The sequence below is a fragment of the Sinomicrobium soli genome, from assembly GCF_003285545.1.
Classification (GTDB): domain Bacteria; phylum Bacteroidota; class Bacteroidia; order Flavobacteriales; family Flavobacteriaceae; genus Sinomicrobium.
In genome coordinates this window covers 341,220-353,261 of sequence record NZ_QLNV01000006.1, presented here as the reverse complement: position 1 = coordinate 353,261, position 12,042 = coordinate 341,220, and the positions used below count along the sequence as shown (strand labels likewise).

11 protein-coding genes are annotated in these 12,042 nt (G+C 43.2%); 8 read left to right on the top strand and 3 right to left on the bottom strand.

Annotation, left to right across the window (positions count from 1 at the left end):
* Window positions 1-318: 318 nt before the first annotated feature.
* On the bottom strand, window positions 319-1,569 hold the full coding sequence (locus DN748_RS10445) for a site-specific integrase (RefSeq protein WP_112371726.1): 1,251 nt from the start codon (window positions 1,567-1,569) through the stop codon (window positions 319-321).
* A gap of 328 nt (window positions 1,570-1,897) precedes the next feature.
* On the opposite strand from DN748_RS10445, the gene DN748_RS10440 reads away from it, so the two are divergent.
* From DN748_RS10440 to DN748_RS10405, 7 genes are all read left to right on the top strand, one after another.
* On the top strand, window positions 1,898-2,221 hold the full coding sequence (locus DN748_RS10440) for an ArsR/SmtB family transcription factor (RefSeq protein ID WP_112371725.1): 324 nt from the start codon (window positions 1,898-1,900) through the stop codon (window positions 2,219-2,221).
* A 59-nt stretch (window positions 2,222-2,280) separates the two neighbouring features.
* Window positions 2,281-2,748, top strand: coding sequence for an SRPBCC domain-containing protein (locus DN748_RS10435; protein ID WP_112371724.1), 468 nt, complete (start codon window positions 2,281-2,283; stop codon window positions 2,746-2,748).
* Between the two features lie 214 nt (window positions 2,749-2,962).
* Window positions 2,963-3,355: a DoxX family protein gene (locus DN748_RS10430; protein ID WP_112371723.1), complete on the top strand. Its 393-nt coding sequence runs from the start codon at window positions 2,963-2,965 to the stop codon at window positions 3,353-3,355.
* 1 nt (window position 3,356) lies between these two features.
* On the top strand, window positions 3,357-3,938 hold the full coding sequence (locus DN748_RS10425) for a YdeI/OmpD-associated family protein (RefSeq protein WP_112371722.1): 582 nt from the start codon (window positions 3,357-3,359) through the stop codon (window positions 3,936-3,938).
* A gap of 96 nt (window positions 3,939-4,034) precedes the next feature.
* Window positions 4,035-5,048, top strand: a complete 1,014-nt coding sequence (locus tag DN748_RS10420; protein ID WP_201741461.1) for a Gfo/Idh/MocA family oxidoreductase — start codon at window positions 4,035-4,037, stop codon at window positions 5,046-5,048.
* A gap of 1,033 nt (window positions 5,049-6,081) precedes the next feature.
* A complete protein-coding gene (locus tag DN748_RS10410) occupies window positions 6,082-6,900 on the top strand; it encodes a helix-turn-helix domain-containing protein (protein WP_236636838.1) in 819 nt (272 codons plus the stop codon).
* Window positions 6,901-7,049: 149 nt separating this feature from the next.
* On the top strand, window positions 7,050-7,463 hold the full coding sequence (locus DN748_RS10405) for a RidA family protein (RefSeq protein ID WP_112371719.1): 414 nt from the start codon (window positions 7,050-7,052) through the stop codon (window positions 7,461-7,463).
* Window positions 7,464-8,030: 567 nt separating this feature from the next.
* Here DN748_RS10405 and DN748_RS10400 read toward each other — a convergent pair.
* Window positions 8,031-8,978 carry an aldo/keto reductase gene (locus DN748_RS10400; protein ID WP_112371718.1) on the bottom strand — a complete coding sequence of 316 codons (948 nt, stop codon included), beginning with the start codon at window positions 8,976-8,978 and terminating at the stop codon, window positions 8,031-8,033.
* 61 nt (window positions 8,979-9,039) lie between these two features.
* Window positions 9,040-10,200 carry an MFS transporter gene (locus DN748_RS10395; protein WP_236636837.1) on the bottom strand — a complete coding sequence of 387 codons (1,161 nt, stop codon included), beginning with the start codon at window positions 10,198-10,200 and terminating at the stop codon, window positions 9,040-9,042.
* A 459-nt stretch (window positions 10,201-10,659) separates the two neighbouring features.
* Here DN748_RS10395 and DN748_RS10390 point away from each other — a divergent pair, with 459 nt between their 5' ends.
* Window positions 10,660-12,027, top strand: a complete 1,368-nt coding sequence (locus DN748_RS10390) for a tetratricopeptide repeat protein (RefSeq protein ID WP_112371717.1) — start codon at window positions 10,660-10,662, stop codon at window positions 12,025-12,027.
* Window positions 12,028-12,042 lie beyond the last annotated feature (15 nt).

The following is a 12,042-nucleotide window of genomic DNA, read 5'->3' as shown; positions in this document are numbered from 1 at the left end:
AGAGCTGAAGGTAAAGACATTGCTTTTACAACCCAATACGAAGAAGAGTAACCAGGTGTAATTGCCCGGACGGATACATTTTTAAAACACTTTTTCAAAGCTGTGTGGCTATTAGAGCCACACTTACGGAGGATTAAAAAATTATTTTGTATGGTAGAAGATGTTGGCAATATTTTTTAATCTTCTGTTCCATGAGTAGCCGAAAGCTCTTTTACAGTAGGGGAATAGGAAAGTAAAGTAAATGTGCTTTGGCTACAAAAAGTATGGGCATAAAAAAAGCAGAACCGATAAGTTCTGCTTGTTATTGATAGAAGTTAATTATAAGACTGTCAAAAATGCGTCTTCAATCTCCTTAAATTTAGGAGCCACCAAATCCATATCCTTGCTGATTTTTTGATTTGTAATCTTGGCGTAAATCTGTGTGGTAGAAATATTTTTATGTCCCATCATTTTGCTAAGGCTTTCAAGTGGAACACCTTCGGTCAGGAACATGGTAGCAAATGTGTGGCGTGCAGTATGAAATGTTATTTTCTGTTCTGTAACAATTTCTGCTTCTTCTATCATTTTCTTTACATGGCTATTGCAGGTAGCATTGGAAGGAACCGGAAAAACATAATCACTACGTGTAACTCCTCTGTATTTTTCAATTATACGCTTCGGAATTTCCAATAGGCGGACGTTTGAAGCAACATCTGATTTTTTTCTTCTGCTGATGATCCATTGGTGTCCATCAAAAAATGACTGTATATTGCTCCATTTCAGCTTTTGAATATCAATATAAGAAAGCCCTGTAAAGCAACTGAAAATGAAAATATCTTTTACAAATTCATATTTGTCCTTAGATGGTTTTAGAAGCATTAGCTTTTCTACATTCTCCTTTAAAAGATAGCTGCGATCAGTTTCTTCCATACTGATTTCGTAATCTTCAAAAGGGTTTTGGCGTATAAGACCCTTTTTAATCGCAAGATCAGCCAAAGCAATAACCGGCATGGTATAAACCCAAACCGTATTATGTGTACATTCTTTATCTATTCGTAGAAAGAAATCGAACTCCCGGATAAAGTCTGAGGTAAGTTCCCGAAATGCCAAATCTTCCCTGTGATAGCGTTCCTTGATAAATTCATTAAGATGGTTGTATACAGTCTTGTATTTATTGTAAGTATTCTGAGAACGTTTTCCTTTGCTGACCATCCTTTCAAAATCCTCATTCTGTTCTTTGAATACTTTAAGGATGGCATCATACATTACACCAACGCCTAAAAAGGACAGCTTTACTTTTTGCGCAGTTGCAAAGCCTTCATCCTTGAGCATATCATCGTAAATCTTGTTGATACGCACCCGAATATTGTCCAATTTGAGATTGGTACTCAGGGCTTGGGCACTTTTACCTAAAACTCTTCCGTGCTTTAAATCCCAATTATTGGGGTTGATGTCCAGTTTGGTACTAAAGGATTTTGGTACTCCGTCAATAGTGATACGTCCCATAACAGGCACGTTTCCATTCTTCTTAGGTTCATTCTTCTTCAGGTAGAAAAGCAGTTTGAACGTGGATCTTTTCTCTTGTTCCATAACTCAATTGTTTAACGTTTAAAATTAAATTTTATGGAGTTACAAGGGGATATGAAAACAAGTGCAAATGACTGAAATATAACGTATTATGTCGTTGCCGATTGGATTATAGTCAGTAACGATTTAGTAACCTAACCTTGTCATTTTAAGCTCAAAACCTGTCGGACACCTACTTCTAAATTTTTCCTCACGTTTTATAAACCACTGTATATGAACGGTCTTAATCGTTTTGCTTACTTTTGCTTTCTCCTAATATTTTTTATAAAAAAACAAAAAAACTTGCGTAGTTGAATAGCTACACATATATTTGTAGTCAAATAGCTTCACAATGAATTTACGCAGAGATGTATTCCAGGCCATAGCCGATCCTACCCGCAGGGCCATTCTTTTCCTGGTGGCCACGCAATCCATGTCGGCAGGTACGATAGCGGCCAATTTCGATACAGCCAGGCCCACCGTGTCCAGGCACCTGAAAATACTTACCGAATGCGAATTGCTGAAGCCGGAACAGTCGGGCAGGGAAGTGTATTATCACCTCAACCCGGAAAAAATGAAAGCGATAGCGGATTTTGTTGAACCCTTCAGGAAATTATGGGACGACAGGTTCAACAAGCTCGAATCGGTCATGAAAGCCTATGAGAGGGGATTGTAGCACATGGGCAGTCAGGTTTCAAATCTCACTTAGTGAGTAAATTTCCAAACGAAAACGAAATGGAGCACAAAACCAAAGTAAGGGCCGAGGAAGGCCGCCAGGAATTGTTTATTACCCGTGAATTTGACCTTCCCGTAGAACTGCTGTTCAAGGCTTATGCCGAAGCAGATTTCGTAGCACGGTGGATGGGCACTAAAGTATTGAAACTGGAGAATAAAACCCACGGAAGCTGGCAGTACGAAACAAAAGACGGGGAGGGGAAGGTAGTCTTCAGGGCCAACGGCACCATACATGAATTTATTCCCAACCGGAAGATCGTCCGTACATTTGAAATGGAGCACGCCCCCTTTTCGGTACAGCTGGAATTCCTGGAGTTTAAAAAACTCACCGACCGTACCAGCATGCTTAGCATTCATACCGTATTCCGTTCGGTACAACACAGGGACGATATGCTGAAGCTCCCGTTTGCCTACGGGATCAATATGGCGCACAACAGGCTGGAAGATATTATGGCGGGCCGGGAATAATCGGAATGATATTGATTTGTCATTCCGACGATGGGAGAACCCCGAAGGGCTCAACGCAGTTAAATCTTCTTTTTGCCGTTATGCTGTTAAAGTTCCTTGGGGCTTGGGCCGGAGATTCCCTGCCTGCCGGCAGGCAGGTTCACTGCGTTCTGAATGACATTTGAGCCCAACTGACTAACAACTAAGAACTACAAACTAAAAAACTATAAACCCCATGTCAAAAAGAAACAAAATCATTTACTGGATAGCCACTATATGGCTGTCACTGGGAATGTTATCCACCGGGATCGTACAGGTGCTGCAACTACAGGAAGAAGCAGACATGATGGCGCAGCTGAGCTACCCGGCCTATTTTCTGCTCCTCATAGGAGGATGGAAAATACTCGGGGTAATAGCCGTACTCATTCCCGGGGTACCGGTACTGAAGGAATGGGCTTATGCCGGGTTTTTATTTGTGATGACCGGTGCCGTTTTTTCGCATATCATGAGCGGTGGCGGCGCTGTAGAGTTTTTCGGCCCCGTATTGCTACTCGTCCTTACCCTCTTGTCGTGGTACTTTCGCCCGGCAGGGAGAAAGATCACCTCTGTATCCCTATTAAACAACTGATATGAACACCAAAGTAGATACTTTTATCAGCAAGGCCGGAACATGGCAGAAAGAATTTGAACTGTTGCGGAAAATAGCGCTGGACTGCCAGCTGGAAGAAGCCTTTAAATGGCGCCACCCCTGTTATATGTACAAAAACAGCAATATTGTGCTCATTCACGGGTTTAAGGAGTATTGCGCCCTGCTGTTTTTTAAAGGGGCCCTGTTAAAAGACCCGCATAACATCCTGGTACAGCAGACAGAAAACGTACAGGCCGGCAGGCAGGTGCGTTTTAAGGGGATTGATGAGATTGCCGGGAAAGAAGATATTCTGAAAACCTATATCTATGAGGCCATCGAAGCTGAAAAAGCGGGGGTGAAGGTCCCTGTGAAAAAGACCTCGGAATTCCCGTTCCCGGAAGAACTGAAACAAAAGTTTAAGGAAATCCCCGAACTCAAAAAGGCTTTCTACGCCCTGACCCCGGGCAGGCAACGCGGATACCTGCTGTATTTTTCCGGGGCCAAACAGGCAGCGACAAGAATATCGCGGATTGAAAAATGCACCCCGGCAATTCTCGAAGGCAAAGGGCTGAACGACCGCTGATTTTCCGGAAAAAACAGGGTATTCCGGATAAAAATCGATAGGTTTGCAGTATACCGGGCTCCGGTAACCATTTCCTTATTCAAAACCATGATGACCATGAAAAACAAGATCAGGACGGGCCTGCTGTCTTTCGGAATGTCCGGCAAAATTTTTCACGCCCCCTTTGTCCGGGCACACCCGGAATTCGAACTGGTGGCCGTGGTGGAACGGTCGAAGAAAAATGCACATACCACATACCCCGGAATAAAGAGTTATTCGTCGGTAGATGAATTGCTGAATGACGACGATATAGAACTTGTAGTAGTCAATACCCCGAACAATACGCATTACGAATTTGCCCTGAAGGCTTTACAGCACAAAAAACACGTACTGGTAGAGAAGCCTTTTACCACGACTTCCGAAGAGGCCGGACACCTTTACCGGGAGGCGGCCAAAAACCACTGCTACGTATTACCGTATCACAACCGCCGTTACGACAGCGATTTCCTGTCGGTAAAAGAGGTAGTGGACAGCGGAAAGCTGGGAAAAGCCATAGAGGTTTACTTTCGTTTTGAACGTTATAAATATGTCATAGGAGAAAAACGCTTTAAGGAAGAGAACATTCCCGGAAGCGGGTTACAGTACGACCTGGGGTCGCACCTGCTGGACGGGGTGATCGCCCTGTTCGGAATCCCGGAGCGATGGCATAAAATCCTCGGAAAATACCGGCCGGGATCACAGGTCGATGACTATGTACACATTCACCTCGAATACGAAAACGGATTACAGGTCTTCGTCAAAACCAGTCTCCTGGTCCTCGGTCCGCAACCCGCTTTTGTGATCAACGGTACCCGCGGCACCTATATCAAAGACCGTACGGACATACAGGAAAAACAACTCCTCGAAGGCATGCAGCCGGACGACCCGGGATTCGGTATGGAAGAGGAACACCGGGAAGGCACCCTGACCTGGCTGGATGACCACGATGTAAAACACACCGAAAAAGTCGCTGCAGCACCGGCTTCCTATCTCGGTATCTTCGAAGCCGTATACCAGACCATAAGAAACCGTAAACCTTACCCGGTTACCGAAGCACAGATCCTGGCCCAGTTAAGGATATTGGAGGAGTAGGGGAAAGGCATATTTTTCCCCTCCCAATACATACAAAAGTAATGGAATGGCCAATTGTCCTGTATGGTGTTTTTCCGCCATAAAAACCCCTGAAAGTATGCCATAAACGGGATTACGTTTACGCCGGACAGGATTACGTATGCCGCTTAAGGGATTATGTTTACGGTATATGCAATCAGGTATACCGCATAAGGGATGGTGTTTGCGGTATACACAATTATGTTTGCTGCATACGGGATTACCTTTGGGTTTATACGCAATTACGTTTACCGCAAACGGGATTATGTTTACGGCGTATCGAGTTATGTTTACGGTATAAGGAACAACTTTCACCGTACAGGTAAATACGTTTACTGCAAACGGGATTATGATTACGGCGTATAGCGTTATGTTTACGGTATAAGGAACTCCTTTCGCCGCACAGGTAAATACGTTTACTGCAAACGGGATTATGATTACGGCGTATAGCGTTATGTTTACGGTATAAGGAACTCCTTTCGCCGCACAGGTAAATACGTTTACTGCAAACGGGATTATGATTACGGCGTATAGCGTTATGTTTACGGTATAAGGAACTCCTTTCGCCGCACAGGTAAATGTGTATACGGTATAAGGGACTATGTTCGGTGTAAACGTAATCCCGTATACGGGCTTTAACAGCCCAAAACAGGGGGAATATATGATAAAACTGCTATTGTGATCACCGGTCTGCCACCCGGGATATGCTTTGTGGATACCGCTAATCCCGGAAAGATATTACATCACCCTCCGGGCGGTGTACAGTGTTATTCATGCGGTTTCCGTGATTACGGATGTGGTCTTTCATGTACTTGTGTTATGTAGCTTTGCGTTTGGGAAAAAACGTCCTGCCTTTTATAATCTTCTGAAAAGTTTTTCTACCTAACATCCTTTACCCAACGAATGGAATACTCTTTGCCCGAAGCGACGGTAGGAGAGTAGGGGAGTGTGTATGGATCTGATACGGAATGCTATCTCATTAAAGCATTTTACTTACTTGGTCAAATTTCTTATCTTGAAAATTTTAAAAAGGCGAGCAATGTATTATCAAAAACTTATTCCAATCAAACAGTTACAGGACTATATCCGATATTTTTGGATATTGGGAAGTTCTATGGACGATAATATCCACAAAAAATTTAAAATTATTCCCGATGGATTACCTGCATTGATATTCCAAAACGAGCCAAACCTGTTTTTTGCGAAAGAGGGTAAAGCTATGCCTCAATTATTCCTGTATGGACAATCAACAAAATGTACGGAACATAGGGTTACGGGTGCCTTCAAAATTATAGGTGTTTATTTTCAACCGACGGCGTTAAAAACTCTTTTCAATGTAGAAGCATTTGAATTAAATAATCAAAATGTTTCCTTAGAACACATTATTGACGACCCTATTCTTGAAAAACTTATTAATGCCACATCTGTAAATGAAAAGATAGACATTCTCACATATTTCTTTCTTAACTTAATACAGAAAATCAGATATAATGATAGCAAAGTGGAATTTGCATCAACATTATTGCAAAGAGGCAAAACGCTGAAAGAAATTCAAATAGAAATGAATATATCGGAACGTTCTTTGGAAAGAATGACTAAGCAATATGTAGGAATATCGCCTAAAATGTTCTCAAGGATTATCCGGTTTCAGTCGGGTTTAAATATATTGCGTAAGACTGATTTTAAGGATTTTACAGAACTTGCCTATATGGCTGATTATTTCGACCAGTCGCATTACATTAAAGAGTTTAAAGAGTTTACCGGAACCAACCCTAAAAATTTTGTACTCAACACAAATGAACATTTAGCAAATTTTCCTCTATGGAAAGAATAGCTGATAATCTTTTTTTGACACCTGTCGGTTTTTTACAATTTTACAAAATTCGCTACTTATAATTTTGGGCTTAAATCAAAAGCATTATTTCGGTATTTCACCAATATGAATTAACACATTTAATTAGTGTATAGATAAACAAGACCAAAATGAGTAAAGACAGCATCTTAAAAGTCGTTAGATTGAATCCTCAAAGTATATCAGCCCCAGTCGGCAAATATTCACACGTAACCATTATTCCAAAAAATTCCGATTTATATACGTTTTCAGGACAAATCGGAACGGATAAAAATGGAAATATCCCCGAATTGTTAAATGAGCAGGTGCATAACACATTTACCAATATTGAGCAGATTTTGGAAAGTCAAAACTTAACCTCTGATAATGTGATAAAAGTTAATATATGGGCTACGGAAGAAATTGATTGGGATTTCTTATATGTTGAATGGGAGAATTTGTTTGGAGAGACGTACCCATCAATGACAGTAGCTTATGTTAAAGGATTGGGGCTCTCAGAACTTAAAATTGAGATTGAAATTTGGGCTTCTAAACAACTACATTAATTTACTTACTGAACGTATTTCTCAAGGATTTGAAAAAAATAGCGGAAATACTCGATGTAGATATTCGGGACTTATTGGTTTCTACAAAGGAATAAATTAAGAGTCAATTAAACCCCCTCGAAAATGTCATATTTTGTTCTATAATTTATATTATGTAAAATAGAATATTTTAAAAACTCACCTACTAAGCTACTATGGTAACCAGCCAAATTCATATATCCCGTATTTTGCTTAAAATCCTACCTGCTCATAATTCGCGTATTTGAAAATTCCCTGGCCGTTGGCCGGAATATCAAAATTATGAGCGTTTACAGTTCAAATAAATCAACACGACTATATATTGCTGTTTATCAGTTTATTACGAAATAACTGCTTTTCTTAGGATGTTCCATAGTACATGTTCAGCCTATTTTACATCATATTACCAAAAAACTGATTATTTCCGTCTATAGCTATTTACAAAAAACTGCCGGGTAAAAAAGCCGATTTATATCATCTTTAACGGAGTCACGAAAAGATATGTCAGTATAAGTGTCGCGGTGACTCCGTTTCCGATGATCGTATTATTTATCGGCTGGCCCGGTCCAGCAGTTCCAGGTCTTCCTGGTCGAGTTGCAATTTCGGCGCATCGAATAACGTTTGCAATTGCTTTTTGCTGGTAGCGCTCGCTATGGGTGCTCCGATATGTGGTTGTGTCAATAGCCATGCCAGTGAAGCGGTCGCCTGGGAAGCCTGGTGTTTTTCGGCAACCTCGTCCAGGGCCGACAGTACGTGCAAGCCCTTGGCATTCAGGTATTTTTTAGCACCATTACCACGGACACTCTTGCCGAGGTCGGCTTCGGAACGGTATTTCCCAGTCAGGAACCCGGCTGCCAGCGACCAATACGGGAACACCGTCAGGTTGAACTGTTCCGCCAACGGGGCGTATTGCTGTTCGTAACCACTGCGTTCCACCAGGTTATAATGAGGTTGCAGGGCCTGGTACCTGGGCAGTCCGTATTTTTCCGAAGCTTCAAAAGAAGCCTTTAACCGCTCCGGGGAAAGATTGGATGCTGCAATATATCGTACTTTTCCGGCCTTGATGATCTCATCGTACGCTTCCAGCGTTTCTTCGACCGGGGTCTTTTCATCATCGAAATGGGTATAGTACAGGTCGATATAATCGGTTTGTAACCGCTGTAACGACTTGTCCACGCCTTCCAGGATATGCTTTTTGCTGGTATCTACCGGGTGCAGGCCGGTCTCCCCTCCCACTTTGGTGGCCATAACGATCTTATCGCGGTTGCCCCGGGACTTCATCCATTTTCCGAGAATAGTCTCCGATTGTCCGCCACCTTTACCGTCCACCCAATACGAATACATATCGGCCGTATCGATAAAGTTAAATCCTTCTGCGGTAAAAGCATCCAGGATGTCAAACGACTCTTTTTCGTCCAGTGTCCACCCGAACACATTACCTCCCAGGTTGATAGGCGCCACTTGTAAATCGGTTTTTCCTATATTTATTTTTTTCATTGTACTGTATTACTATTTAGATGTTTAACATTATCTCATTAATAATCAAGAATTCAACCCTTCAACTTTTCCAAATTAAATGTACTAACAACGTAAGTCCCCCGAACCCGAAGCCCGCCGCGGCCACTCCTGTCCAGCCGAAATGCTGCCAGACGATGCCCCCGATAAAAGTTCCGAGGGCGCCACCGGTAAAATACAACACCATATACACGGTATTGATCCGGTTTCTTTCCGGCGGATTGTTTTCGAATATGATGGTCTGGTTGGTGATATGTACGGCCTGTATACCAAGGTCCAGCAACAGCGCACCGATAACGAGGAGCAGCATACTACCGGCACCGAAACCGAGGATGACCCACGATATCATGGCTATAACGGTCGATACGGCAATGATGACGTTCTTGTTCATCGTGTCGCTCAGTTTTCCTACTACGGTGGCGATGACTGCCCCGGCGATCCCCACCACACCGAAGGCGCCTGCTTCCCGGCTTCCCATACCGAATGCCGGGGTTTCGAGCAGGAAGACCAGGGTGGTCCAGAAAACGCTGAAGCTGGCAAATACCAGCGATCCCCGCAATGCCGCCAAGCGGAGCCGCGGCCTGTTCCGGAACTGGTCTACGATAGAAAGCAGCAACTGCCTGTAGGTTCCCTTAAAATCGGGCGTGATCTCCGGGAGCTTCCATCTCAGGAAGACCCATAACAGGGCCATAATGCCCGAAGCAATAAAAAACACGGACCGCCAGTCGAGATAGCTCCCTATAAAACCACTCAGGGTCCGCGACCCGAGAATGCCTATAAACATCCCGGTCATCACGGTACCTATAGCCTTGCCACGGCTATGGTCTTCCGCCAGCTGTGCCGCCATGGGGATCATGATCTGCGGGATAACCGACGTCAGCCCGATAAACAGGCTGGACACCTTTAAAGCGGCAGGCGTCGGGGCCAATCCGGCCGATATGAGGGCGGCAATGATAAAAGCAAAATCGATGAGGATCATCTTTTTTCGCTTCAACTTATCACCCAGGGGCACGATAAGAAACAATCCCAGGGCATATCCTATCTGGGTAAGCATCGGTACATCGCTGATAGCAGCTTCCGAGACATCGAATTCGCGGGCCATATCGGCCAGCAGGGGCTGATTGTAATAATTATTCGCTACCACCATACCCGTGGTTACAGCCATAAGCAGCAATAACCCCGGGGTTAATGTTCTGTTTTCCAAATTCGCTTTTTCTTGCAATATTAATTATTGTACTAAATTACCAACATTCCTTGGTTTCAGAACAATTAAAAACGGTTTAAAATTTGTTTCTGGAATATTTATAGTGTATTCCGGCCAACAGCCAGGCAGGTTTTTGCAGATGAGGATACCTGGAGCCACAGTTAAAACTCCGAAAAAACGCTACTCTTGTTTATAGCAGAACGATCCTGAGATCAATATGGAAGCATTTCTGATCTTGATACATATAAAATCGAGCGGCAATAAATTGATATTTCTCCATCTCATACCTGAATTCTATCATGAATTAATTATTTTTTTTATAAAATTGGTAAGCTTTATACCGATAAAACCGTACTTTTCACATTTTGTAACATCAAATCACCTGCCGGTGTACTTTTATTGATGATGTTTTTTTAAGTTTGTCATTATTTTACATTAACCAATATATAAAAGCAGATCATGAAAAGGAAAATTTCTGTTTTGGCAAGTATGTTAGGTGCTGTCGTTTTTGCTTTCGGACAGGTTCAGAATCCGGAGTGCCCGCAAAACCTGTCCATATTTGCAGAGCATGCAAAAAAGAAAGATTATGATGCGGCCTACGAGCCGTGGAAAATGGTGTATGAAAATTGTCCTACCTTACACTGGGCCACCTATCATTACGGAGAACGGATCTTAAAGCACAAGATCCAAAGTGATGCGGCCAATAAAGAGCAGTATATCGAAATGCTGAGCGGGCTTTATGAGACTGCTCCGAAAAACTTTCCGGACCGGTACTCCGAAACAGGAAGTCTTATAGACATGGCCCTTCTGAAACACGATAATAAACTCGGTAGCAAGGAAGAAATCTATGATATTCTGGACAAGGCCTTTAAGTCTGACAAGGACGGGTTTAAGAGCCCTAAAGCGCTCTACCTCTACTTCTCTACCCTTGTAGACCTTCAAGGTGAAGGCAAAAAGGACCTTCAGGAGGTATTTGACGTATACGACGAGGTTACGGCCAAGATAGGTGAAGAAAACCAGGAACTTGCAGAAACCATCGTAAAATATGTGCCCAAGGAAGAGGAAGGCACGCTTTCTGCAAAAGAAAAGCAAATACTGGCTGCTGCACGGCAGAACGGGGAAAATTATGAAAAAATAAGCAGCAGTATAGATACCAAACTGGGGAAGCTGGCTGATTGTGATAATCTTATCCCCCTGTATCAGAAGAATTTCGAGGCCAAGCAGGGTGACCCGGACTGGCTGAAAAGTGCTGCGGGTAAAATGGATGAAAAGGGATGTACCGGAGACCCGATGTTCGTAAAACTCGTAGAGGCGCTGGACAAGATCGAGCCTTCGGCAAGTTCCAAATATTACCTGGGATCGCTGTATGAAGAACAGGGAGATAACACCAAGGCCCTGGAGTTCTTCAAACAATCCATCGACCTGGAAACCGACGCTGTGAAAAAAGCCCAGAAATTAACCAGTATTGCTTCGAAAGCCAGCAAAAGAGGACAAAAAACCACGGCGAGGAATTATGCACAACAGGCATTGGATGTGAATCCAGCCAACGGAACCCCCTATCTCATTATAGCTCACTTATATGCCAGTAGTGCCAATGAGTGCGGTAGTACTACTTTTGAAAAGAGGGCAGTATACTGGAAAGCTGCGGAAATGGCCCGTAAGGCCGGACAGGTAGACCCTTCGCTTAAAACGAAGTCGGCCCAGGCCGTTTCAAGTTATATGGGGCGTGCTCCCAGCAAGCAGGATATATTCAGCTCAGGCATGTCCGGAAAAACGGTGACCTTCAGTTGCTGGGTAGGCGGTAGTGTAAAAGTACCTAATCTCTGATCGGAGATATTGCCA

Bases quoted from the DNA above. Each gene is read 5' to 3' on its own strand.
- DN748_RS10420 (WP_201741461.1), top strand. From the start codon at position 4,035: ATGAAAAACAAGATCAGGACGGGCCTGCTGTCTTTCGGAATGTCCGGC.
- DN748_RS10390 (WP_112371717.1), top strand. From the start codon at position 10,660: ATGAAAAGGAAAATTTCTGTTTTGGCAAGTATGTTAGGTGCTGTCGTT.
- DN748_RS10400 (WP_112371718.1), bottom strand. From the start codon at position 8,978: ATGAAAAAAATAAATATAGGAAAAACCGATTTACAAGTGGCGCCTATC.
- DN748_RS10440 (WP_112371725.1), top strand. From the start codon at position 1,898: ATGAATTTACGCAGAGATGTATTCCAGGCCATAGCCGATCCTACCCGC.
- DN748_RS10405 (WP_112371719.1), top strand. From the start codon at position 7,050: ATGAGTAAAGACAGCATCTTAAAAGTCGTTAGATTGAATCCTCAAAGT.
- DN748_RS10435 (WP_112371724.1), top strand. From the start codon at position 2,281: ATGGAGCACAAAACCAAAGTAAGGGCCGAGGAAGGCCGCCAGGAATTG.
- DN748_RS10430 (WP_112371723.1), top strand. From the start codon at position 2,963: ATGTCAAAAAGAAACAAAATCATTTACTGGATAGCCACTATATGGCTG.
- DN748_RS10445 (WP_112371726.1), bottom strand. From the start codon at position 1,569: ATGGAACAAGAGAAAAGATCCACGTTCAAACTGCTTTTCTACCTGAAG.
- DN748_RS10425 (WP_112371722.1), top strand. From the start codon at position 3,357: ATGAACACCAAAGTAGATACTTTTATCAGCAAGGCCGGAACATGGCAG.